At 73.4% G+C, this 22,081-nt stretch carries 23 protein-coding genes and 1 tRNA gene; 14 read left to right on the plus strand and 10 right to left on the minus strand.

Annotated elements, in window-relative coordinates; translation table 11 throughout:
- Positions 1–65 precede the first annotated feature (65 nt).
- Together ACBR40_RS46170 and ACBR40_RS46175 are read right to left on the minus strand one after the other, a co-directional pair.
- Positions 66–1,034, minus strand: coding sequence for a sugar-binding domain-containing protein (locus tag ACBR40_RS46170; RefSeq protein ID WP_344206536.1), 969 nt, complete (start codon positions 1,032–1,034; stop codon positions 66–68).
- 62 nt (positions 1,035–1,096) lie between these two features.
- Entirely contained in the window at positions 1,097–2,071 is a 975-nt protein-coding gene (locus tag ACBR40_RS46175) for a DUF5937 family protein (protein WP_344206537.1), read from the minus strand.
- Positions 2,072–2,136: 65 nt separating this feature from the next.
- Here ACBR40_RS46175 and ACBR40_RS46180 point away from each other — a divergent pair, with 65 nt between their 5' ends.
- Positions 2,137–3,369, plus strand: a complete 1,233-nt coding sequence (locus tag ACBR40_RS46180) for an MFS transporter (protein ID WP_364453879.1) — start codon at positions 2,137–2,139, stop codon at positions 3,367–3,369.
- 82 nt (positions 3,370–3,451) lie between these two features.
- Here ACBR40_RS46180 and ACBR40_RS46185 read toward each other — a convergent pair whose 3' ends face one another.
- Positions 3,452–4,432: a LacI family DNA-binding transcriptional regulator gene (locus tag ACBR40_RS46185; RefSeq protein ID WP_371252858.1), complete on the minus strand. Its 981-nt coding sequence runs from the start codon at positions 4,430–4,432 to the stop codon at positions 3,452–3,454.
- 67 nt (positions 4,433–4,499) lie between these two features.
- Between ACBR40_RS46185 and ACBR40_RS46190 the strand changes: the two genes are divergently transcribed.
- Positions 4,500–5,672 carry a CynX/NimT family MFS transporter gene (locus ACBR40_RS46190; protein WP_371252859.1) on the plus strand — a complete coding sequence of 391 codons (1,173 nt, stop codon included), beginning with the start codon at positions 4,500–4,502 and terminating at the stop codon, positions 5,670–5,672.
- 23 nt (positions 5,673–5,695) lie between these two features.
- Positions 5,696–6,346, plus strand: a complete 651-nt coding sequence (locus ACBR40_RS46195; protein WP_371252860.1) for a hypothetical protein — start codon at positions 5,696–5,698, stop codon at positions 6,344–6,346.
- 2 nt (positions 6,347–6,348) lie between these two features.
- On the opposite strand, the gene ACBR40_RS46200 is transcribed toward ACBR40_RS46195, so the two are convergent.
- Together ACBR40_RS46200 and ACBR40_RS46205 are read right to left on the minus strand one after the other, a co-directional pair.
- Positions 6,349–6,909 carry a cysteine dioxygenase family protein gene (locus tag ACBR40_RS46200; protein ID WP_371252861.1) on the minus strand — a complete coding sequence of 187 codons (561 nt, stop codon included), beginning with the start codon at positions 6,907–6,909 and terminating at the stop codon, positions 6,349–6,351.
- Positions 6,906–7,802, minus strand: coding sequence for an amidohydrolase family protein (locus ACBR40_RS46205; protein ID WP_371252862.1), 897 nt, complete (start codon positions 7,800–7,802; stop codon positions 6,906–6,908). Before ACBR40_RS46205 ends, ACBR40_RS46200 begins: the two co-directional genes overlap by 4 nt.
- A 188-nt stretch (positions 7,803–7,990) precedes the next feature.
- On the opposite strand from ACBR40_RS46205, the gene ACBR40_RS46210 reads away from it, so the two are divergent.
- Positions 7,991–8,980: a LacI family DNA-binding transcriptional regulator gene (locus ACBR40_RS46210; RefSeq protein WP_371252863.1), complete on the plus strand. Its 990-nt coding sequence runs from the start codon at positions 7,991–7,993 to the stop codon at positions 8,978–8,980.
- Between the two features lie 9 nt (positions 8,981–8,989).
- On the opposite strand, the gene ACBR40_RS46215 is transcribed toward ACBR40_RS46210, so the two are convergent.
- A complete protein-coding gene (locus ACBR40_RS46215; protein WP_371252864.1) occupies positions 8,990–10,333 on the minus strand; it encodes an aromatic amino acid lyase in 1,344 nt (447 codons plus the stop codon).
- A 7-nt stretch (positions 10,334–10,340) separates the two neighbouring features.
- Positions 10,341–10,721: a phage holin family protein gene (locus ACBR40_RS46220; RefSeq protein WP_344206545.1), complete on the minus strand. Its 381-nt coding sequence runs from the start codon at positions 10,719–10,721 to the stop codon at positions 10,341–10,343.
- 132 nt (positions 10,722–10,853) lie between these two features.
- Between ACBR40_RS46220 and ACBR40_RS46225 the strand changes: the two genes are divergently transcribed.
- The gene (locus ACBR40_RS46225; protein ID WP_091078274.1) at positions 10,854–11,123 is read left to right on the plus strand and encodes a hypothetical protein; all 270 of its coding nucleotides are present in this window, start codon (positions 10,854–10,856) and stop codon (positions 11,121–11,123) included.
- Between the two features lie 20 nt (positions 11,124–11,143).
- Here the strand turns inward: ACBR40_RS46225 and ACBR40_RS46230 are convergent, their stop codons facing one another.
- Positions 11,144–11,929 (minus strand): hypothetical protein, encoded by a 786-nt coding sequence (locus ACBR40_RS46230; protein ID WP_371252865.1) that lies wholly within the window; start codon positions 11,927–11,929, stop codon positions 11,144–11,146.
- A gap of 51 nt (positions 11,930–11,980) precedes the next feature.
- Here ACBR40_RS46230 and ACBR40_RS46235 point away from each other — a divergent pair, with 51 nt between their 5' ends.
- The 8 genes from ACBR40_RS46235 (at position 11,981) to ACBR40_RS46270 (ending at position 17,833) form a co-directional block, all read left to right on the plus strand.
- Positions 11,981–12,373: an OsmC family protein gene (locus ACBR40_RS46235; RefSeq protein ID WP_344206547.1), complete on the plus strand. Its 393-nt coding sequence runs from the start codon at positions 11,981–11,983 to the stop codon at positions 12,371–12,373.
- Between the two features lie 304 nt (positions 12,374–12,677).
- The gene (locus tag ACBR40_RS46240) at positions 12,678–13,601 is read left to right on the plus strand and encodes a nucleoside hydrolase (RefSeq protein ID WP_371252866.1); all 924 of its coding nucleotides are present in this window, start codon (positions 12,678–12,680) and stop codon (positions 13,599–13,601) included.
- Positions 13,602–13,642: 41 nt separating this feature from the next.
- Positions 13,643–13,719, plus strand: a tRNA-Lys gene (locus ACBR40_RS46245).
- Between the two features lie 145 nt (positions 13,720–13,864).
- Positions 13,865–14,518: a DUF433 domain-containing protein gene (locus ACBR40_RS46250; protein ID WP_371252867.1), complete on the plus strand. Its 654-nt coding sequence runs from the start codon at positions 13,865–13,867 to the stop codon at positions 14,516–14,518.
- Complete coding sequence (locus ACBR40_RS46255) at positions 14,499–14,948, plus strand: hypothetical protein (RefSeq protein ID WP_371252868.1); 450 nt, start codon at positions 14,499–14,501, stop codon at positions 14,946–14,948. Before ACBR40_RS46250 ends, ACBR40_RS46255 begins: the two co-directional genes overlap by 20 nt.
- Positions 14,949–15,052: 104 nt before the next feature.
- Complete coding sequence (locus tag ACBR40_RS46260) at positions 15,053–16,108, plus strand: hypothetical protein (RefSeq protein ID WP_371252869.1); 1,056 nt, start codon at positions 15,053–15,055, stop codon at positions 16,106–16,108.
- 160 nt (positions 16,109–16,268) lie between these two features.
- Positions 16,269–17,138 (plus strand): DUF4429 domain-containing protein, encoded by an 870-nt coding sequence (locus ACBR40_RS46265; protein WP_364453851.1) that lies wholly within the window; start codon positions 16,269–16,271, stop codon positions 17,136–17,138.
- Between the two features lie 173 nt (positions 17,139–17,311).
- On the plus strand, positions 17,312–17,833 hold the full coding sequence (locus ACBR40_RS46270; protein ID WP_364453848.1) for a phospholipase: 522 nt from the start codon (positions 17,312–17,314) through the stop codon (positions 17,831–17,833).
- Here ACBR40_RS46270 and ACBR40_RS46275 read toward each other — a convergent pair whose 3' ends face one another.
- Positions 17,834–18,934 (minus strand): winged helix DNA-binding domain-containing protein, encoded by a 1,101-nt coding sequence (locus ACBR40_RS46275; protein WP_371252870.1) that lies wholly within the window; start codon positions 18,932–18,934, stop codon positions 17,834–17,836.
- A 153-nt stretch (positions 18,935–19,087) separates the two neighbouring features.
- On the opposite strand from ACBR40_RS46275, the gene ACBR40_RS46280 reads away from it, so the two are divergent.
- Positions 19,088–20,725 (plus strand): serine/threonine-protein kinase, encoded by a 1,638-nt coding sequence (locus tag ACBR40_RS46280; protein WP_371252871.1) that lies wholly within the window; start codon positions 19,088–19,090, stop codon positions 20,723–20,725.
- Positions 20,726–20,738: 13 nt separating this feature from the next.
- Here ACBR40_RS46280 and ACBR40_RS46285 read toward each other — a convergent pair.
- The coding region (locus ACBR40_RS46285; protein WP_371252872.1) for a WD40 repeat domain-containing protein at positions 20,739–22,081 on the minus strand (1,343 nt) is incomplete at its 5' end.

Genomic DNA, 22,081 nt, shown 5'->3' on the forward strand with positions numbered 1-22,081 from the left:
CTCGCTGCTCACGCGACGACGTTAGCGTGCAGTCAGAAACTTTGTCCAGCACACATGTTCAGCGGCTAGAGCTGGTGGGCGGCGGCCACGAGCCCTTCGGCCGTCGGGGTGTCCGTGACGAGCTCGTTGAAGTAGCCGCCCCTGGCGCCGGCCACGATCGACAGGACCTTCTCCGCGCCCACCGCGACCGCGATGACGGACGGGATGCGGCGCAGCTCCTCGGGCTTGGCGGCCACCAGCCGCTCGCTCCCCGGGTACGTCACCGGCTCGCCGTCGCGGTCGTAGACCCGCATGCACACGTCGCCCACGGCCCGGCGCAGGCTCTCGGCGTCGCGCGGCATGAGCGAGGGCACCATCTGCCGCATGAGCGGCGCCGAGCCGACCCCGACCAGCGCGCACTTGGCCCGCGCCCACAGGTCCATTACCCGGCGCACGGACGGCTCGTGCTGCAGCGAGTAGAACAGCTCGGGGCCGGGCAGCGCGGGCGCGTAGAGGTAGGCGGGCACGCCGCCGACGCGCTCGGCCAGGATGCGGGTGGTCTCGTTGGTCTGGAACCAGGGCTGCGGCTCCTCCTGGCCGCCGACGGCCGGGGCGATCGTGACGCCGGGGAACTGGCCGAGCCCTTCGCGGGCGCACTCGTACACGGTGGTGCCGGAGGCGACCAGCACGACGTCGCCCGACTCCAGCCCCACGCCGGCGAGGGCGCGGGCCACCCCGGGCGCGAGCCACGGGCCGAGCGCCGGGCCGCTGACCTTGGGCACCAGGTGGACCCGGCGCAGGTCGAGCGCCTGAGCCACCTCGTCGGCCAGCGGGCCGTCGGCCATGGTGTCGGGGCGGTGCACCCTGATCTCGACGATGCCCTGCCTGCGGGCCTCGGTGAGCAGCCGGCTCACGGTCGCGCGGGAGACGCCGAGCCGCTTGGCGATGTCGCCCTGGGTGGCGTCCTCCAGGTAGTACTGCTGCGCCGCCGCGTACATCAGCTCGTGCGGGAACCTGGCCTGCTGGGTGTCGGGGGCGGCGTCGGCGGCGTTCATGCGCCCTCCTTGAACAGGTTTGCAGAACTGATGCTCAACGAGCATACCTTTGATGTCCCAGGCTAGCCGTTGATCAAAGCGTCGCCGAGCGGCGTTCGGGTGTAGAGGACCCCGCGGCCCACGCGGGCCCCCGCGATCAGGCCGGTGCGGCGCAGGGCCGCGATGTGCTCGCCCGTCGTGCCGGGGCTCTGGCCCAGCAGCGCGGCGAGCTGCGTGGTGGTCGCGGGCTCGGCCAGCTCGGCGAGGATGCGGGCCCGGCTGCGGCCGATCAGCAGCGCCAGGCCGGCGTCGGCCCGGGGCGGCGCCGCGCCCAGCCCGCGCGCGGGATAGAGCAGCGCGTACGGCCACGACTCGTCCAGATAGGTGGCGATGGACGTCATGAACGCCGACGGCAGGAACAGCAGGCCCCTGCCCCCGAGGTCGTGCCGCTCCTCGCGCCCGGAGAGCATCCGCACCTCGATGTGCCCGCTCCGCCGCCACCGGACCCGGGGGCTGAGGTCGTCCAGGGCCGCCGCCCAGCCGTAGGCGGCCAGCCGGCCCGCCCGGTAGGCCACGTCCCGCTGCAGGATCGCGTGGAGGCGCGCCCAGTCGTGGACGAGGATGTCGGTCCACAGCGCCTCGTACGCCTCCGCGAACAGCTCCACCACCTCCGGGCCGAGCAGCAGGTGCCGTACCCAGCCGGTGACCGGCGGGCGCTGGGCCAGCACCCGCTCGATCTCGGCGTGCGCCCGCGCGACCGGGGTGGCGCGCACGGCGGCCAGCTCGTCGGCGAAGGCGACGTCCACGGCGGTCGGGGGAGGGGCGATGAAGTCGACGTTCGCCGCCCCGATGTTGCCGCTGACCGCGGCCGCGGCCCGCAGCGCCGGGTAGCGGGCGGCGAGCCGCGCGTACGTGCCCCGCCACCGCTCCACCCACTCCGCGTGCGGGCCCGCCTGGACGCGCCCGGCCAGCATCCACTGGGCGTGCATGGTCTCGATCAGCGGGGAGATGGCGAACCTGCTGGCCATCAGGTCCTGCGAGGTCACGTCGATGCGCACCGGCACCTTTCGGTTATATCCGAAGAAGTCGCGCGAGTGGCGGTGCGGTCCGCACCATCGGTCGGGTGAAGGGCGCGACGTTCGGCGAGGTGTTCGCCGTCAAGGAGTTCCGGGTGCTGTTCGGCAGCTTCGTGCTGCTCATCGCCGGGGACGTGGTCAAGATGCTGGCGCTGTCCGTGCTGGTGTACGCGCGGACCGGGTCGGCGGGGTTGTCGGCGGCGGCGTACATGGCGGGGTGGCTGCCGTTCATCGTGGGCGGGCTGTTCCTGCTGTCGCTGGCCGACCGGGTCGCGCCGCGGGCGCTGATGATCGCCGGCGAGGTGGTGCGGGCGGTGACCTGCCTGGTGCTGGCGTACGCGGAGCTGCCGGTGTGGGCGCTGCTGGCGCTCGTGCTGGCCACCGGGCTGTTCTCGCCGGTGTTCATGGCGGCGCGGGCGGCCATGTTGCCGGAGGTGCTGCCCGGGGACGCGTTCGTGCTGGGGCGGTCGGTGCTCAACGTGGCCTCGGCGAGCGCGCAGATCGTGGGGCTCGCGGCCGGGGGCGCGTTCCTGGCGGTCACCGGGCCGTCCGGGGGGCTGGCCGTCACGTCGGCGCTGTCCGTCGTGGCGGCCGTGGTGCTGCGCGTGGGCCTGCCGCACCGGCCGGCCCGGGTCGTCCGGGAGGCCGGGCGGGTGCTGTCCGGGTGGGGCGACGCGGTGCGCGAGACGCTGCGGGTGAACCGGCGGCTGGTCGGCGACCGGCGGGTACGGGGACTGCTGCTCGCCCAATGGCTGCCGTGCGTGTGCGTGGCCGGGGCCGAGGCCATGGTCGTGCCCTACCTCGGCGGCGAGGGCCAGGCCGGGATGGTGCTGGCGGCGGCCGCGGGCGGGATGGCGGTGAGCGAGTTCGTGGTGGGCCGCTTCGCCCGTCCAGAGCTGCGCGAACGGCTGTCGCTGCCGCTCGCGGTGCTGCTCGGGGCGCCCTGGGTGGGCTTCGCGCTCGCGCCCGGCGTGGGCTGGGCCGCGGTGCTGGCCGCGCTGGGGGCGGCGGGGCTGGCGTACCAGCTCGGGCTGCAGCGGCGGTTCGTGGACGTGGTGCCGGAGGAGACGCGCGGGCAGGCGTTCGGGCTGCAGTCGGCGGGGCTGATGACGGGGCAGGCGCTGGGCGCGGCGGCCGTCGGCGCGCTTGGCGAGGCCGCCGGCCCCGGGACGGCCATCGCGGTCGCGGGCGTCGCGGGCATCCTGGTGGCCCTGGCCCTCACCGGCATCCTGCGCCCGCCGGCACTCAAGGCGGAACCTCGCCCGAGTCACGCGCGCTGAGCACTCATGAGGGAAGCTCGCCCGAGTCACGCGGGCTGAGCGCTCATGGGGAAAGTTCGCCCGAGCCGCGCGCGCTGAGCACTCACGGCGGAAGCTCGCCCGAGCCGCGTGGGATGAGGCGGACCGGGAGCCGGATGTGCTCCGGCGGGCCCTCGTCGCCGAGCAGGCGGCGGAACAGGAGCTCGGCCGCCACCCGTCCCATCCACGCCGGGTCCTGCGCCACGACCGTCACCCCTGGCCGCAGCAGGTCGGCCAGCTCGAAGTCGTCGAAGCCCACCAGCGCCACCTTCCGCCCGGCGAGCGCCCGCAGCGCCGTCACCGTGCAGCGCCCGTTGCCCGTGAAGAGCGCGGTGGGCGGCCGGTCCAGGGCGAACATGCGCTCCAGGTCCGCCCGCATCGCCTCCTCGGCGGGCGGCCGCATCGCGACCAGGCGGGGGTCGTACCGGTCGCCCAGCGCGTCCCGGTAGCCGCGGTGGCGCTCGGCGGCGGTGTAGATGGCCGGGGCGTCCCCGACGAACGCGACCCGCTCGTGCCCCTGCCCGAGCAGGTGGCCTACGGCCCGCCCGGCCCCGCCCGCGTTGTCGGCGAGCACGGTGTCGGCGTCCAGCCCCGCCCCCGGCGGCCGGTCGGCGAAGACCACCTTCGTGCCCGCGTCCAGCTCCGGCCGCAGATAGCCGTGGTCGGCCCCGGCCGGCACGACGACGATCCCGTCCACCCGCCGCGCGCAGAACGTCTCGACCAGCTCGCGCTCGCGCCCCGGCTCCTCCCCGGACGAGCCGCTGAGCAGCAGGCAGTCGTGCGCGATCGCGACGTCCTCGACGGCCCGGCTGAGTCCCGCGTAGAACGGATCGGCGACGTCCTCGATGACCAGCCCGATCGTCGCGGTCCTGCCCCTGCGCAGCACCCGCGCGCTCTCGTTGCGGCGGTAACCCAGCCGGTCGATGGCCGCGCGCACCCGCTCGGCCGTGGCCGGATGGACGCCGGGCTCGCCGTTGACCACCCGCGACACGGTCTTCAGCGCCACCCCCGCCGCCGTGGCGACGTCCTTCATCGTCGGTCTCACGCCTGGATCATGTCTCACCGTACGGGGGCGGACAACGCTGTCAGGGCGTGTGCGAGAGTGGACGCTTATGTCGTTGCGATCTGTGGTGCTCGTGGCCGGGTTCGTGCTGGCCGCGCTCAACCTGCGCCCGGCCATCGCGGGCGTCTCCCCCCTCCTCGACGAGATCATGGGCGACGTGGGCCTCTCGCCCGCGGGCGGCGGCGCGATCACCACGGTGATGGTGGTCTGCCTGGGCGTGTTCGGCTCGGTGGCGCCCGTGCTGGCGCGGCGGATCGGGCTCGACCGCACGCTGCTGGCGGGCCTGCTCGTGATCGCCTGCGGCGTGACGCTGCGCGGGCTCGACGGCGCGCCGATGCTCTACCTCGGCTCGGCGCTGGCCGCCACCGCGATCGCCGTCATGAACGTCTCCATGCCCGGCGTCGTCAAGCAGCACTTCCCGACCCGGATCAACGTGATGACCGGCGTCTACGTCTCCGCCGTGGTGGCCGGCGCGGCCATCGCCTCGGCGGCGGTGATCCCGGTCGAGCGGCTCACCGGGTTCAGCTGGCGCGGGGTGACGGCGCTGCTGGCCGTGCCCGCCCTGCTGGCGGCGCTGCTCTGGCTGCCGCAGGCGCTGCGCGCGCAGCCCCCTCAGCCGAGCGGCCCCCGCCCCTTCCGCACGGTGCTGCGCAGCCGCGTCACCTGGTACGTCACCGCGCTCATGGGCCTGCAGTCCCTCACCTTCTACGTCGTCCTGGCCTGGCTGCCGACGATCTTCATGGAGCGGGGCGTGCCCGCCGAGCAGGCCGGCTACCTGCTCAGCCTGACGAACCTGGTGCAGGTCGCCGCCTCGCTCGCGGTCCCCGTGCTGGCCGGGCGGCGGGCCTCGCAGGTGCCGTACGTGGTGGCTTCGGGCGTGCTGACCGTGCTCGGCTACCTCGGCGTGCTGCTGGCGCCGACGACCCTCCCGTGGCTGTGGATGATCGTCCTCGGGCTCGGGCAGGGCGCGTCGTTCGCGCTCGCGCTGCTCATCATCGCGCTGCGCCCGGCGGACCCGGCCGCGGTGACGGCGCTGTCGGCCGTGGCCCAGTCGGTCGGGTACGTGATCGCCGCGCTCGGCCCGCTGCTCTTCGGCTACCTGCGCGAGCTGTCCGGCGGCTGGAACGTGCCGCTCACGGTGGCGCTGGGGGTGCTGGCGGTGCAGATCGTGGCCGGCTGGTTCGCCGGCCGCCCTGCTACGTTGGGGCCGGGCCGACCGTGAAGAGTACGGAAAGGGGTTTCGGGGTGCTGACCGACGTGCTCCAGCGCATGGCCGACGACCGCGGCGGCGTGCTCGGGGTCGAGCCCGGCCTGGTCATCGAGCCGGACGACACCTGGACACCGGTCACGGAGCTGATGCGGGAGCCTCACACGCTGCTGGACGAGCTGATCGACGAGACGGCCCGGCGCTGGAACGCGCCGCACCACGTCGGCGCGGCGCTGTTCTGGAAGACGTACGGCTACTGGCACACGCTGCCGATGGCGCTCGGCTGGGCGCTCGACGGACGGGTGCCGATCATGCGGCCGGCCGAGACCTGGTTCAAGGTCTCCGAGGCCGGCGTGACGATCGCGGCCACCCGCGTCATCTGGACCGAGGGCACGGACGCCATCGGCGAGTCGCTGGCCGAGGCCCAGCAGCCGCTGGTCACCGCCATCAGCCGCCGGGCCAGGGTGGGCGAGCGCACGCTGTGGGGCTCGACGGCCGAGGCGTTCGCGCAGCCGCTGACCTCCGTCGTGCCCGGCGACTACATGGAGCTGCTCAGGCGGATCGGCCCGCCGGTCGACGGCCTGATCGAGCCGGCGGGCGACGGCTACTTCCGCAGGACCTGCTGCCTGTGGATCACGCTCCCCGGCGTGGAGCCCTGCGCGAGCTGCTGCGTGCTGCGCCCGCGCTGACGTCAGGCCACCCCGACGGCCACCTCGGCAGGCACCCCGGCGTCGTCGAGCGGCCGCAGCTCGTCGGCGTAGCTCACGGACACGCGCCGCATCACCCCGGTGCCGTCGATCGAGTACTGCCCGAGCCGCCAGAGCGGCGGCGAGTAGGCGTGGATGGAGACGCTGCGCTCCACCGCCCCCGTCAGCCGGTGGATGTGGTCGGGCCCGAACGAGAACGACTGCCCCTCCGTGACCACCGTCTCCAGGTGCTCGCCGCCGATGCGCGGATTGCACTCGCGCAGCGCCCCCTGCACCACGCGCACCGCCCCCGAGGAGATGTCGTGGTCGTGCCAGCCCGTGTCGTCCTCGGGACGCCAGCACAGGACCCATACGTCCACGTACGCGTCGCGGTGCAGCGAGGCGTAGTGCCGCCCGCCGTCCTCGGGGAAGTCCACCAGTTCCTCCCACTCCTGCGGGCTGGCGGCCAGCCGGTCCACCAGGTCGCGCAGCTCGCGCCGGTCGAGCGTGCGCTCGGGGAGGGCGTGGCAGGTCCCCCCGTCCTGCTGGATCTGGTCGGTGCTCACGTACGTGTCTCCTCTCTGGACGATGGAACGGTCGCCCCGGGACGGATGCCCAGCAGGCGGCGGGGATTGGTGACGCGGATGGCGTGGGCGGCGGCGGCGCCGAGGCCCGGGTCGGGCGCGGTGGCGTAGGGGGCGTCGGAGCCGTTGACGACGACGTCGACGCCGAGCTCCCTGACGATCGCGTCGATCGCGCGGGGGCCGTAGGAGGAGGTCTCGACGAAGGAGCCGGGGTCGACCAGGCCCCGGCCGGTCCCGCCCCTGGCCAGCAGCCGCTCCGAGTGCAGCGGCGCGAGGCCGGCGAGCAGCGCGAAGCACACGCGCAGCCTCGGGTGCCGGGGCCGGACGACGGCCTGGAAGTGGTGCCACGCCTGGTGCATCTGCTGCACGTACGGCACCACCGCAGGCCACCACGGCGGCGCTCCCTCGGGGACGCGCGCCGGGCCGGGATGCACGAACAGCGGCAGATCGCGGTCGGTCAGCACCTCCAGCAGCCGGTCGTCGGGCACGGCCGTCGCCGGGATCTGCAGTCCGGCGCAGCCGCGGTCGAGGTCGGCCGCCAGCCGGTCGGGATCGGGCTCGCTGTGGCAGGTGGCCGCCCAGACCCCGAACGGCGCCCCGAGCGCGAGCGCCCCCTCGTGGTGGGCGTCGAGCAGCGGCCAGCTCTCCTCCGGCGGCAGGAACTCGATGCCGAGCGGGCTCGACAGCGACACGAGCGCCAGGTCCAGGCCGGTGGTGTCGCGGTGCTCGTGGTCGGCCGGGTTCACCTCGTAAGGCGGCTCGCCGTCGAGGATCAGCGTCCAGCCGTCGAGCCGGGGCGGGGCCGTGCGCGCCCGCAACGCCGCCACGAACGCACCCGTCCACAGATGCTGATGGACGTCTATCCCACCGCTCACGATCACCCCTCCCCTCATTTCCTACTGATATTACATACAAACCTGTTGTCCAGGGACACCGGGAGAGTGAAGCGATTCAGTGATACGGTTCAGTGAAACGCTTCACCTAATCGCTGTCAACGGCCGGCCCGTCGCGCTCACTCCCGGGGAAACCCGATTCTGTCGGTGGCAGGCCATAGGCTGGTCCAATGCCTCGCAAGAGAGCGACGATCCGTGAGGTGGCCCAGGCCACCGGCCTGTCGCCGGCGGCCGTCTCCTACGCGCTGCGCGGCCTTCAGGTCTCGGAGGAGACCATGGAGCGCGTGCGCGCCGCGGCGGCCGAGCTGGGCTACGAGGCCGACCCCATCGCCAGGGCCCTGGCCAGCGGGCGCAGCGGGATGATCGGCCTGCTCTGCGGATCGCTCGAAGACCTCTGGCAGCAGTCGCTGGCGGTCGGCATCAGCAGGGGGCTGCGGGAGAAGGACCGCTACGCCCTGATCCTCGACGCCGTCGGCGACCCCGCCCGCGAGCGCGTCCTCGCGCAGCAGCTCCGCGACCAGCGCGTCGACGGCCTGATCGTGCAGCCGCTCGACCCGTCGGCCGGGTTCTGGAGCGAGCTGTGCGAGTCGCTGCCCGTGATCGCGATCGGCGACTCGCTGCCCGGCACCGCCGGCGAGGTCATCTTCGACAACCGGCGCGGCGTCACCCTCGCCCTTGAGCACCTGCGCGACCTCGGCCACCGGCGCATCTCCGTCCTCACCCCCACCCGGCCCAGCACCCCCGACCGGCCCGCCGACGTCCACGTCACCGCCGAGGCCGAGCGCCTGGGGCTCGACATCGCGGTCACCACCGCGCCCCACGGCATGACCGCCGCCACCGCGGCCGCCCGCGACATCCTGCTCGACCGCAAGCCGAGCGCCGTCTTCTGCTTCGCCGACTCGATCGCCTACGGCGTCTACGCGGCGGCGCAGGAGCTCGGGCTGTCGATCCCCGGCGACGTGTCCGTCATGGGCTACGACGACCATCCGATGTCGGGGCTGCTGACGCCGGGGCTGACGACGGTCGACTGGGACATCGACGGGATCGTCCGCGCCGCCGTCCGCCTCACGGCCGCCGCCGCCGACGGGGCGACCCGCCGCCGCCGCGTCGTCCAGGCCCCGACCCTGCGCCCGCGCGCCTCCACCGCCCCTCGCCCCTGAGCTGCCTGGTCACCAGGCGGTGAGGGCCTGGCGGGAGGCGGTGAGGTCGGCGGTCAGGGTGCGGTCGGGCGGCGGTGGATGGAGGGCGCGGGTGGCCGCCGTGCGTTCGCAGGCCAGGACGATCTCCAGGGGTTCGAGGCAGCGCAGCGCGTGCCGGGCCGCCTGGGTGGCGAAACTGGCGTGGTCCTCGACGCCGAGCGAGATGACCGCGGTGCCGGTCGTGACCGGGGCGGCGAGGTGGCGGAGCTCGGCGAGGGCGTCCTGGGCGACGTACTCCAGGATCAGGACGCCGGACGCGCCCGGCCGGTCGGCGAGGAAGCGGTGGCGGCCCGTGTAGTCCGGGTCCATGAGGGTGGCCAGGCGGGCGGTGCTGAGCTGCGCGGTCTGGGCGACCGCGGCGCGCAGGCCGTCCAGGGCGAGGGCGATCGGGGCCGCGTGGAAGTTGCCGTTGTGCCAGGCGAGGGAGCCGGCGATGAGCGGGTTCTCGGCGGCGGCGTTCAGGTCGGTCTCGACGGCCTCGCGGGCGCGGCCGAGCGCGTCCAGCGCGGCGCCGTGGACCTGGGCGAAGGCGCGGAAGCCGTACGGGTCCTGGATGCGGGCGGCCTGCTCGCGGGCGAGGAGGCCGCGCAGGCGGGCGGCGACCGCGGCCTGCCCGGGATGCGGGCGGGCCTCCTGTACGACGGCGGCCAGCGGCTCGGCCGAGGCCCCGATGGCGGTGTAGGACAGGGCGGCCACGTCCACGGCGCCGTCGAGGAGGACGCGGAGCCGGTGGCAGGCGAGGGCGGCGTCGGCCAGGGTGGCGGCGCCCGAGCTGATGAACGGGAGCGCGTCCTCGGAGGCGAGCGCGAACCGCGGCTCGGCAGGCGCGGGGGCGGAGGTGGCCGGGGAGTGGAGCCAGGGGAGTTCGCCGAGCAGGCACAGGGCCGTCGTGGCGAGGGCGGTGAGGTCGCCGGTGCCGATGGCCCCGTACGTGCTGACCGGCGGGACGAAGCCGTCGTTGACCGCCGCCGCCAGCACGGGAAGGACGGCCGGGTCGAGCCCCGAGCCGCCCGCGAGCAGTTGGTTGAGCCGGACCGTGAGCATCGCCCGCGCACGGGCCGGCTCGATCGGGGGGCCGGCGCCGATGGCGTGGCTGCGCAGCAGGCCGAGGCCGGGCTCCCGGACCGGGACGTCCTTGTTGGCGCCCGCCCCGGTGCTGCGCCCGTACACCGGGCCGGTCAGCTCCTGGGCGGTCACCCATGCGGCCCGCGCCCGGTCCAGGGAGCCGAGCTCGACGCGGGCGCCGCCGTGGGCGACGTCGTGGACCTGCGCGCACGTGAGCCCGGAGCCGTCGAGCAGGACCGCCGTCGCCATCGGAGGGTCAGTCGCCGTCGGGGAGGATCAGCCCGAGCAGCCAGCTCACGAGGCTGACGATGATCGCGCCCCAGAACGCCGACGGGTAGAAGTCCTCCACATGGAAGGGGATGCCGAGCTGGCCGGAGATCCAGCTCGTCAGCAGCAGCATGGCCGCGTTGATCACGAGCAGGAACAGCCCGAGGGTGAGGGCGATGATCGCGCAGCCGAGCGCCTTCACGATCGGCTTGACGATGGCGTTGACGACGCCGAAGATCAGCGCCACGAGCAGCAGGACGCCCCAGTACTGTGCCGAGTTGGCGGGGGTGTTGACGTCGATGCCGGGGATGAACTGGACGGCCACCCAGAGGGCCACCGCCGCCGCGAGGGTTCGGATGATGAACTTCACGCTGGTTGATACTCCCACTTTGCGCTCGGCGCCGCGATAGGGGCTGCCGGTGACTACGTGCCCGGCTTGATGGTCGCTGATCGGTTATCGCCGCCCCCGCGAGGGGAAGGGGCGGGCGGGGGAAGGAGCGAGATGAACGCGAACGGGCTCGAATCTCTGCCGGCACACGAGTTGCACGAGCGCGCGGTGCGCTACGCCGTGCGTCATGGCGATCTGGGGTTCCTGTGGGAACTGCTGAAGGTCATCCCGGCGGCGGAGGCCGCCTCCGGTCACGAGACGGACGCCGATCTGACCAAGGTGTCGGCGCTGCTGGCGGACGCCATCGCGGCCGGGGAAGGCGAGCTGGGCGAGGCGCTGCGCCCGGTGTACCTGAGCTATCTGCGCGAACACCCCGACGCCTAGCGTCCTTCACGGGAGAACGGTCACCTCGCCTCCTCGTCCATCGGGAGCGGCGGCAGCTCGGCGCCGAGCGCGGGCCGCGCCTTCAGCCGCGAGGTGAACCGGATCTGTGACCGGGGCACGGCCAGGCGGGACAGCGCGCCCCCGACATAGCGCTGGAACGGCCGGGGACCGGCCACCACGACGTCCCGCTCGGCGAGGTCGGGGATCTCGCGGGCCAGCCCCGAGGCGCTGATCCGCTCCTTGGCGCGCGGGTCGTGCTCGGCGCCCTCGACGAGCACGAGCCGGTGCCGGGCCGCGAGGTCGCGCAGTTCGTCGGTGACCCGGTCGGTACGGTAGATCGCGATCGTGTCGGCGTCACCGGCGCCGTCGCCGCCTGTGCCGCCGTCGAGCCGGGCCAGCAGCGCGCCGGCGTCGAGGCCGGTGGCGATCAGCAGGGTGCCCTTGGCGGTGACGCGGGAGGGGTCGTGGCCGTGGAGCGCCGCCACCGCGGCCACGACGTACAGCAGGAGCGAGCCGGCCTGGACGGGGCCGGCCGTCCCGGTGAACGCGCCGGCCTGCTGGGCGACCAGCAGCGCGCCGGAGAGATAGCTGGCGAGCAGCAGCCGCTGCCTGGCCCGCGGGCTGCTGAGCCGTTCCGCGGCCTCGGCGGTGAGGAAGCCGATCGCGACGAGCAGCGCGGCGGCCACGTACGCCGTGGGCCTCCAGAGGAGACCGGGGCCCGGCTGGATCGCGCCGAGCTCGGCGACCGCGACACCGCACCAGAACAGGACGGGACCGTGATGATGAGCGTGCGCCTGGCTTGCCATGTCTCCACGGTGCTGAACGAACATGAAAGCTTTCTGAGTAGTGTCTGAAACATGGCTAACGTGTGGGTCGAACGGACCGAGGACGGCGGATTCCGGGCCACCAACGCCCGTGGGGCAGAGGTGCGGATCGGCGGCGGCGACGACGAAGGGGCGTTCACGCCCGTGGAGCTGCTGCTGGCGGCGGTGGGCGGCTGCAACATCGTCACCGTCGAGCCGCTCACCGCTCAGCGCGGGCACCGGCTGGTGCGGCTGGCGATGACGGTGGAGGCGCAGAAGGTGGAGTCCAACAGGCTGGGCCCGGTGACGGTGACCTACGACGTGGAGCTGCCGTCGGAGGCGGCCGGCGAGGTGTTCCGCGCGGTGGCCGGGCGGGTGCACGAGAAGTACTGCACGGTGAGCACGTCGCTCCAGGACGGCACGGAGGTTCGGCTGGAGCTGCCCTAGTCGGGAGCTTCCTGAGTCGGATTAAACAGATATTCGACCCCGTTATGACGCGACCGTTGCATTCGTCTCGGTAGCGTTATAGCAGGTCAGGAGCACAGCACTGGGTTTCTGGCCGACCGACCTTCACCGAAGCGGACGCGGAGGGGGACCGCGAGCCGCAAGTGCGGGACCGCCGGTGTTTTTGGGGGAAGACACCGGCCTGGACCGCCACCGATCGGGCCGGGCAGATTTGGGGGAACTGCCCGGCCCGATCCATGCCCGCACCCGGGCGCCGAGCGCGCCCGGGTGCGTATCCTCCCGTTACGTGAAGAAAGTTCTGATCGACTGCGACCCCGGCATCGACGACGCACTCGCCCTCGCCCTCATCGCCGGCTCCCGCCACGCCATCGACCTGGTGGGCGTCACGACGGTGGGCGGCAACGTGGACCTCTCCCTGACCACGGCGAACGCGCTGGCGCTGCGGGAGTTCCTGGACCTCGGGGACGTGCCGGTGACGCCGGGCAGCGCCGGCGCGCTGCTGCGGCACACCGTACGGGCCACCGTCCACGGGACCAGCGGGCTCGGGACCGTGGTGCTGCCCGCACCGCTGCGCGGCCCGTCGCCCGGTCACGCGGTCGACTTCATCGTGGACGCGCTGCGCGCCGCCCCCGGCGAGATCACGCTGGTGGGCGTGGGCCCGCTGACGAACCTCGCCCTCGCCGTACGCAAGGAGCCCCGCGTCGTCGAGTGGGCCCGCGACATCGTCATCATGGGCGGCTCCTACACGCGCGGCAACCACACCCCGGCCGCCGAGTTCAACATGCTCGCCGATCCCGAGGCGGCCGCGATCGTGTTCGAGGCCGGGTGGACCGTCACGATGCTGGGCCTCGACGTGACCCTGTCGGCCGTGGTCGACACCGCCGTGCTCGACCGGATGCGCCCGCTCGGGCGGCTGGCGGAGCTGCTGGTGCCCGGGGCGCAGTCGTACAAGGAGGTCACGGACGACGGCGGGCCGGCCATCCACGACGCGTGCGCGGTCGCGTACGTGCTGGACCCGTCGCTGTTCACCTGCGTCCCCGCCGTCGTGAACGTCGAGACGGCCGGCATCCACACCCGCGGCATGACCGTGACGGACTTCGCCGTGACGGGCCGCCAGGCGAACGCCCTGGTGGCGACCGCGCTGGACGTGCCGCGCTTCTGGGACCTGATGATCGCCGCGTACGGGAGGCTGGCCGCCCGCCTCGGTTGATGTGCGGGCACCGCTCGGCGGCTGATACAGTTACTCGTGTTGCGCCGCTAGCTCAGTTGGTCAGAGCAGCTGACTCTTAATCAGCGGGTCCGGGGTTCGAGTCCCTGGCGGCGCACCATCTCAGATCAGGCCCGGCTTCCACGTGGAAGCCGGGCCTGATTTTTTATGAGCCGCCTTCCGACCGAGCCGGAGTAATGGCCGGTGAACCTCGGGGATGTTTGCCATGATGAGGGGGGTCGTGTCAGGCAAGGGAGGTGACGTGGGTGTCCTACAGTCCGAAACTGGCGGCGGCGTTGTCGGGCGCCACGCTTCGTCAGCTCGCGCACTGGCGTAAGGCCGGTTCCGGCCGTGGCGCGGTGCTGGTGCCGGAGGTCTCGCCGGTGCGTCCGGTGCTGTATTCGTTCCGTGATCTGGTGGCGTTGCGTACGTGTGTGAAGCTGCGCAACGACGCGCCCCTGCAGAAGATCCGCCGGGCGTTGGACACGCTCCGCGACGACCTGCAGGAGCGGGAGCATCTGTCGGCCTACCGGTTGGTGACCGACGGTTCGACGATCTACTTGGTCGAGCAGGGCCAGGCCACCGATCTGGTGCATCGCAGGGCCAACGTCGTCATCCATGACATGGTCGAGGTGCTTCGGCCGTTCTACCGTGACGGACGGCACATTCCGGACCTGCTCCGTCCCCGGGAACACGTCACGGTCGACCCGGCGGTCCGTGGTGGGATGCCGGTGATCGAAGGGACCCGCGTGCCCTACGACGAGATCGCGGCGCTGCTGCGGGACGGCGTTCCGGCCGAGCGGATCGCGGACTACTACCCGAGCGTGTCGGCCACCGCGGCGTTGGACGCCGCCGACTTCGCCGACTACGTCGACAGTTACGAGCCCTCCAGGGAACAGCGTGCGGCTGCTGCTGGATGAGAACGTCCCCCGCCCGCTGCACCAGGTCCTGACGAGCTTCGTACTGAACCACGACATCGTCCACCTGTTGGATCTTCCTGGCTGGTCGGGCACCCGCGACGAGACCCTGTATCCGCGAGCCGCGGCCGAGGGGTTCCATGTCGTCCTCACCAACGACGGCCGCCAGATGCAGCGACCGCGGGAAGTGGCCGCCATCGCCGCCTCTGGCATTCACCGGATCGAATACCCGCACAAGCACCCTGGTCTGGTCGGGATGGGGGCCGCGATCGCGACGGTCGCCGCTGGATTGCCGAGCGCGCTGGCGGTGCTGGAAGAAGCCGGCGGACCACGCCTGATCACTTTACGGGGCGTCGATCCCACGGTGGCGAGTCGGCTGCGGGTGATCGATCCTGCGCTGAGCTCGCCTAAATTCTGGCCTACGTCTCCGTAGTCGGGATTGGGTCGTTTCGGCGGCAACCGGATCGTCCGCTGCTTGTAACCGGCTCAACCCCGAAAGAGCGACGTACGTCACCCTTGATGTCATAGCCTTCCGCAATGCTCGATCAACTCTCCGACGAACTTCACCGCGCCGCGGCCGACCGGAACCCTCTTCGTCTCCTCGACACCCTGCCCAGGCTGTACGCCGCCGCCCGATCCGCCGACGAGCCGGCGTTGTCGGCCGTCCTCGCGCGGCTCGGGGACCTCTTCGAGCGGGTCCCCGTACGCATCGGCGCCCGCCTGGGCGTGCTCTGCGGCGCGCTGGTCGAGCTGGGCGGCGATCCCGAGCCGGTGGCCGCGCCGCTGGTCGCCGAGCTGGCCGACTGCCTGGAGCTGGCCGGCACGTTCGCGGCCCACTGGCGTACGGCGACCGGCGAGGCGCCGCCCGAGCCGGTGGCCGACGACCACGACTGGACCGAGGCCGCCGCCGACCGGCTGGCCGCCGCGCCGCTCACCCGCGAGGCCGCGGTGGAGCTGGCCGACGCCTGGTCGATGGCGCACCTGCGGAGCCTGCCCGTGCTGTCGATCCTGCAGCTCTCGCCCCGGCTGCGGCACGCGCTGCCGGGCCGCGAGAGGCTGATCGCCGCCCTCGGGACGGTGCTGGACGAGCGCCCCGACCTGGAGTTCCTGGCCGGGCTGCTACGCGTGCTCGACGACGAGCGGCTGATCGTGCTGCACCGGCCCACCGGGCGCGGCTACGAGGTCGTGATCGGCGGGATCGGCGACAACGCCCAGCTCCACACGCTGCTCGCCGACGTGCTGAGCGGGCCGGAGGCCGAGGGCCTGCTGGAGGGGGTGCGGCCGGACCCGGCGTGGGTGCGGGCCGCGACCGACGGGCCGGCGGACCCGGCCGCGCCCACGGTGCGGAGCTCGTTCGCGCTGCTGGACGGCCGTGGCGGGCGGATCTGGGACGAGGGCCGCCCGGCCGACATCCCCCGCGTGGCCGGGGTGCGGGTGCTCGTCCTGGACCGGCCCGCGTACGAGCGGTCGTGGCGCGCCGGCCGGATCTACCCGCTGATGCGGCCGGACGTGCGCCTGCGCCGGATCCTGCCCGCCGGCGAGGCCGCCGGCTGGCTGGCCAGGGTCGCCAGGGAGACGCGCGTGCCGGCGTGAGCGGCCGGGGGGCGCGTGCCGGTGTGAGCGGCCGGGGGGCGCCGTGCCGGTGTGGGCGGCTGGGGGGCGCGTAGCGGCGTGAGCGGCTGGGTGGTCGGCGCTCCTGGAGTGGCCGCTTTTGTCGTGATCGTCGCCTTGGGCGTTGACCTAGGCTGTGGACATGGCCGAGATCGCGATCCCCGACGGGTCATGGACGTTCGACGGTGACCTCCTGCGCGTGGTGCCCGGCAGCGGCAAGGAGGTGCACGAGCTCCGTCGCACGCTGGGCGCGGTCACCGTGCCGCGCGAGGCGATCGCGGGGGTGACGTTCGAGCCCGCCCGTAAGGGCGGTCACCTGCGGCTGCGGCTGCGCAAGGGGGCCGATCCGCTCTCCGACGCGGTGGCGGGCACGCTCGGGCCGCCCGCGGACCCCTACCGGCTCGCGGTTCCGAAGGCCCGCGCCGGCGCGGCCGAATACTTCGCCGACGAGGTGCGCGACACGCTGGAGATCTACCAGCAGCCCGCCGGCCCCTGCGAGGAATACCTGCTGCCCGGCCCCGACGTCCCCATCTCGGCCACCGCGGGCGACGGCACGGTGATCTTCGACGGCGAGCGGGTGCGGCTGGAGTGGACCGGCTTCGCCGCGTCGGAGAAGGAGAAGGCGGGGCCGCAGGAATACCCGCTGTCGGCGGTGACGGGCGTGGAGTGGAAGCCGCAGTCCGGCATGGGCTACGGCACGCTGCGCTTCCGCATCAAGGGCGAGGGCCCGGCGCAGCCGCCGCAGAAGGACCTGCGCTGCGTGTCGTGGGGCATCCAGCGCTTCGGCGGGGCGACCGCCCTGGTGGCCGCGGCGGTGCTGGCCCGCCTGCCCCGCGAGCTGCCGAAGGAGCCGCCCGAGCTGCCGCCCGCCCCGCCGCCCGGCGGTGACGCGCACGACGCCGTTCTGCGCCGCCTCGCCGAGCTCGGCGAGCTGCACCGCGCGGGCGTGCTGACGGACGAGGAATTCGCCTCCGCCAAACAGGCCGTGATCCGCCGCCTGCACGAAATCTGACCTACCTGGCTGACCACGGAACGGCGTTTCTGTAAAGGGCGACGTTCCGTCAATCACGGCGGGGAAATTGAGCACTTTCTGCTTCTGCGTTACCCGGTTTTCCCCTTCATCGTAAGGACGTCACGCGAATCTGATCGAGTCCTCACGTTTCCCGGCAGGAGAAGCAGATTCCCATGGTCCGACGTTGCCTCGCCACGCTCTTTTTCGCCGCGATCTCCCTGACCACCGTGTACGGGCTGCCCGCCCACGCGGTGACGCTGGAGCAGAAGCTCGCCGCGCTCTCCGGGTTCAGCCAGCCCACGACGCCGAGCGCCGTCGCGTGGCGCTCCGCCTGGGAGAACCAGGCGGCCTGGGCCGACTACGCCTTCGACTGGTCCACCGACCTGTGCTCGAGCAGCCCCGACCAGCCGCTCGGCTTCGACTTCCGCATGCCCTGCCGCCGGCACGACTTCGGCTATCGCAACTACAAGTCGGTGAGCCAGTTCCCGGCGAACAAGCCGCGGATCGACGACGCCTTCTACTATGACCTGCGGCAGGTGTGCGCCGGGTATTCCGGGGTCTCCAAGACGACCTGCGACGGGCTCGCCTGGACGTACTACCAGGCGGTCAAGCAGTTCGGCAGCCTCGTCGTCACCGACGAGCAGATCGCCGAGGTGGAGCGGACGGCCGAGCTCTCGGCCGCCTCCGACGCCTGATCAGCCCATGGAGGAGGCGTTGAAGAAGGCCACCTCGTGCTCGTCGCCGGGCGCGAGGAAGGCCAGCAGCGCCAGCGCCTCCTTCTCGACCTCGTCCCGCTCCTTGATCGGCTGCCAGGCGTGCACGTTGAGCGTCGCGACGCCCTGGGCACGGCGGTATGTCCAGTCGCCGACGGTGAAGCCGTCGACCAGGATCATCCGGGGCTGGACGTTCGTCCCCGAGAAGCGGGTCAGCACGGCCCCGCCGAGGTCGCTGATGACCCGCGAGCGGTCGGCGTACGACAGGAACAGGTTGTCGAAGTCGTACATCAGCCGCACCGGCGCGGGGACGTCCTCCGGCGGGCGGGGGGCGTCCGGCAGGTCGTACAGGACGCGGCCGGACCCGTCGCCGAAGCGCCTGAGGTCGAGCGTCTCCACGACCTCCGACAGCCGGGTCAGCCCCGACCAGGTCTGCATGTCCATGACCGAGGCCGGCCCGAACGCCGCCAGGTAGCGCTCGACCAGCTCGCCCGCCGCCATCGGCGTGGTGCGGAAGCGGAGCCACGACTCGGCGTCGGCGTGGGCGACCGGCCCGCTGCGGCCCCACACGCCGCGGGGCGGCACCTGCACCAGCGGCACCAGCGAGCGCACGCCCTGGCCGAGCGCGTGCGGATCGGCCTCCGGCCAGCGCGCGGCGAGTTCGCGTCCCAGCTCGGCGAAGGTCATCGGCCGCGACGCGAGCAGCTCGCGCCCGGCCTCGGCCAGCTTGTCCAGATCGACCCCCGACAGTCGCTTGCCGAACACGCTGCGCGTCATGCGCGTCGTGACCGGCTGCAGCAGCGGCCGCATCGCCAGGCAGTCGCGGGCGCTGACCAGGTGGATGGTGGACCGTTGCAACGCGATGCGGACCAGCTCGCGCTTGAGCAGCAGGTCCCCGGCCGCCACCGGGTCGAAGCCGGCGATCCTGTTCCACAGGCCGGTGTACCAGGTGTGCGGGGTCTGCGCCTGCAGCCCGGCGAGGTGCTCGACCACGTCGACCACGCCGCGGTCGGTGCGGCTCAGCAGGAGCTGGCGGTCCAGCGTGGCCCGGTTGAGCGCCCGGCGGCTGATGAGGGGATCCATGAGCACAAAGGTAGGGGCAATCGGCGTCGATCACAGGCCGCAATGACTCCTTTCCTCTAAGTGAATTCTCCCCGCGTCCGGCGATGCGGACGCGGGGCCCGGACGACGGAGGCGTGATGACGGGAGGAGCGTGGCGGCCCTACGCTGCTCCTCATGCAGAATCGGGTGATCGACGGCCGTTTCGAGCTGCTGGAGCGGCTCGGCGGCGGGGGCATGGGCCTGGTGTGGCGGGCCCGCGACGTGGCCCTGCACCGGGAGGTCGCGCTCAAGGAGGTCCGCCCGCCCGACCCCGCATACGACGACGCGCGCGACCCCGCGGCGGCGGCCGAGCTGCGCGCCCGCGTCCTGCGCGAGGCCCGTGCGCTGGCCCGGCTCAACCACCCGCACGTGGTCACCATCCACCACATCGTCGATCCCGGCGAGCACGCCTATCCGTGGCTGGTGATGGAGCTGGTCACCGGCGGCTCCCTGCAGGACCGCCTCCAGCGCGGCCCCATGACGCCCGCCGAGGCGGCGAGGCTCGGGCGGGAGGTGCTGTCCGCGCTGCGGGCCGCGCACGCCGTCGGCATCCAGCACCGCGACGTCAAGCCCGCCAACGTGCTGCTGCGCGAGGACGGCGGGTCGGTGCTCACCGACTTCGGCATCGCGGCCGTCCGCGAGTCGACGAGCCTGACGGCGACCGGGTCGTTCATCGGCTCGCCCGAGTACATGGCGCCCGAGCGCATCAACGGCCACGAAGGGGATCCGGCCTCCGACCTGTGGTCGCTCGGCATGCTCCTGTACGTCGCCGTCGAGGGGCGGCACCCGATGCGCCGGGCCACGCCGCTGGCGACGCTGGCCGCCGTGCTCAACCAGCCGGTGCCGCCGGCGGAGCGGGCCGGGGCGCTGACCCCGGTGCTCCAGGCCCTGCTCCAGAGCGACCCGCGCGCCCGCCCGCACCCGGACGTGCTGGACCGCATGCTGGCCACGGCCGCCGGTGCGCCCGGTCCTGCCGTTCCTCCCCAGCCGGGGCCGGTGGGGCCGCCCCAGGTCGCCACCGGTCCCGGGCAGGGCGGCTTACCGTACGGCTACGCCGCCACGCCGCCGCCGTACGGCGCGAGGCCCGTGTCGGAGAAGGACACCGTGCGCTCCCGGCGTTCCGGCCGCGGCGTCCGCAACGCGATCGGCGCGGCCACGATGGCGGCCGTGGTGGTGACGGGCGTCCTGGCCTGGCGGTTCCTCCCGCTCGACGACGCCGTCGGCAACACCGGGCCCACCACACAGGCCTTTTCCCCGCAGGCGAGCGAGGACGCCGAGCAGACCACCCCCGAGCAGACCTCGACCGGCGAGGCCGAGCCCGCGCAGGAGAACCTGCTCACCCCCGACGGCATGCGGGCCATGATCGCCAAGCTGAAGCCGGCGATCGGCGGCGGCAAGGTCGCCGAGATGGTGGTCTACCCGACCTACGCCGTCATCCAGGCCCCGAACAAGGACGACCCGGAGGTCTCCGACTCCTACGACTACCGCGGCGGCAAGGTCACTCTGTCACCCGGCTTCGGCAGGGAGATCAACGACCCCATCGTCGACCTGGACAAATACGGCTGGAACGCCCTGCCGGCCCTGCTGAGGAAGGCCGAGAAGGACCTCGGCGTCAAGAAGATCACGTCCCGCTACGTGATCGTGGGCCCCGACACCTTCTCCGCCAACCCCCGCCCGATCCTGCGCGTGTACGTCAGCGACGACCACCAACGCGGCGGCTATCTGGTCGCCGACGTCAAGGGCAAGGTGCTGAGGCTCTACCCGCACGACTGACCCCGGACCGGGGTCAGCACACGTCCCGGTAGCCGCTCTCCGGGATGAGCCGCGACCACTCCGCCCGGCTCAGCGACCCGCCCGCCCGGTCGCACACCTCCCGCGCGGCCAGCGCCGGGTCCACGGGGCTCTCGCGTACGGTGCCGTCCAGCGCCACGCCGCGCAGCCGCTTGCCGTCGGGGCTGAAGGCGAGCCCGGACGTCCACGAGGCGACCTGCCCGACCTCGCGCAGCGTGCGGACGTCCCAGAGCGTCGTACGGGCCGCCTCGACGGCGAGCAGGTCGCCCTTGGGGGAGAAGCGCAGCGCGCCGACGGCCGAGGTGCCGGTGTCGATCGTGCCGACGCGCTCGCGCTCGCGGGTGTCCCAGAGCAGCACCCGGCCGCCGTCCAGGCCGAACGCCAGCGTGCGGCCGTCGGGGGAGTAGGCGAGCGCCGTCGGCACCGGCGCGTCCGACGTGGCCCCGCCGGTCCGCAGGTCCAGCAGGGTGACCCGGCCGCTGCGCAGGTCGAGGAGCGTGGAGCCGGCGGCCAGCGTCGCGCCGTCCGGGCTGAACGCGAGCGCCAGGTCGCCCGCGCCCTCGTAAACCCTGACGCGGCGGCCCGTCCGCACCTCCCACGTCTCCAGGGTGCGGCCGCGCGCCGTGGCCAGCAGGTCGCCCTTGGGGGAGAGGGCCACGGCCAGGACGTCGCCGCCCGCGTCGACGGAGCTGAGCAGCTCGCCGCCCGGCACCTGCCAGACGGTCACCGGGTCGCCGGCGACGGCCAGCAGCCTGCCGCTCGCGTCGAACGCCAGGTCGCCGTCGGCCGCGATCCTGCCCACTTTCGTACGGTCCTCGGTGTCGGTGACCTCGATCGCGTCGCCGACCGCCTTGGCGGCCACCTTGCCGTTGCCGGAGAACGCCGCCGCCTCGCGCGCCTCTGACGGGACCGGCAGGCCGGAGACGTCCAGCGAGACCACCGAGCCGGTGCCGCTCAGGTAGCGCAGGCAGTGGCCGTCGGCGGAGAAGGCGAGGCCGGGCTGGGGGTCGCGGAGGGGGTAGGAGCCGGACAGGCGGCGCTCCGCGACGTTCCAGACCCGTACCTCGCCGGCGCCGGGGAGGGCGAGCAGGCGGCCGTCGGGACTGAAGACGGGCGGCCCGGCCGGGGGAGCCTCGCCCACCGGGCCCTCCGGCCTCCCCACGCGCCCACCCCCGGTGAGGGAGGGGGTGGCCTCCGGGATCGCGTCCTTGGCCGGTGGGTCGGTGGGGGGCGCGTTCCTGGTCAGGGGGACGATGGGGCCGGGGGCCGGGGGTAGGGAGGCGGTGACGTCGGGGGCGGGGTGTGGGGGGAGGGGGCCGGTGACGGTGCTGCGGGTGT

The sequence above is a fragment of the Nonomuraea sp. AD125B genome, from assembly GCF_041402765.1.
Taxonomy (GTDB): domain Bacteria; phylum Actinomycetota; class Actinomycetes; order Streptosporangiales; family Streptosporangiaceae; genus Nonomuraea; species Nonomuraea bangladeshensis.

Coding starts and splice junctions, on each gene's coding strand:
- ACBR40_RS46170 (WP_344206536.1), bottom strand. CDS start 1,034: ATGAACGCCGCCGACGCCGCCCCCGACACCCAGCAGGCCAGGTTCCCG.
- ACBR40_RS46190 (WP_371252859.1), top strand. CDS start 4,500: ATGTCGTTGCGATCTGTGGTGCTCGTGGCCGGGTTCGTGCTGGCCGCG.
- ACBR40_RS46210 (WP_371252863.1), top strand. CDS start 7,991: ATGCCTCGCAAGAGAGCGACGATCCGTGAGGTGGCCCAGGCCACCGGC.
- ACBR40_RS46215 (WP_371252864.1), bottom strand. CDS start 10,333: ATGGCGACGGCGGTCCTGCTCGACGGCTCCGGGCTCACGTGCGCGCAG.
- ACBR40_RS46225 (WP_091078274.1), top strand. CDS start 10,854: ATGAACGCGAACGGGCTCGAATCTCTGCCGGCACACGAGTTGCACGAG.
- ACBR40_RS46230 (WP_371252865.1), bottom strand. CDS start 11,929: ATGGCAAGCCAGGCGCACGCTCATCATCACGGTCCCGTCCTGTTCTGG.
- ACBR40_RS46235 (WP_344206547.1), top strand. CDS start 11,981: ATGGCTAACGTGTGGGTCGAACGGACCGAGGACGGCGGATTCCGGGCC.
- ACBR40_RS46260 (WP_371252869.1), top strand. CDS start 15,053: ATGCTCGATCAACTCTCCGACGAACTTCACCGCGCCGCGGCCGACCGG.
- ACBR40_RS46265 (WP_364453851.1), top strand. CDS start 16,269: ATGGCCGAGATCGCGATCCCCGACGGGTCATGGACGTTCGACGGTGAC.
- ACBR40_RS46270 (WP_364453848.1), top strand. CDS start 17,312: ATGGTCCGACGTTGCCTCGCCACGCTCTTTTTCGCCGCGATCTCCCTG.
- ACBR40_RS46275 (WP_371252870.1), bottom strand. CDS start 18,934: ATGGATCCCCTCATCAGCCGCCGGGCGCTCAACCGGGCCACGCTGGAC.
- ACBR40_RS46280 (WP_371252871.1), top strand. CDS start 19,088: ATGCAGAATCGGGTGATCGACGGCCGTTTCGAGCTGCTGGAGCGGCTC.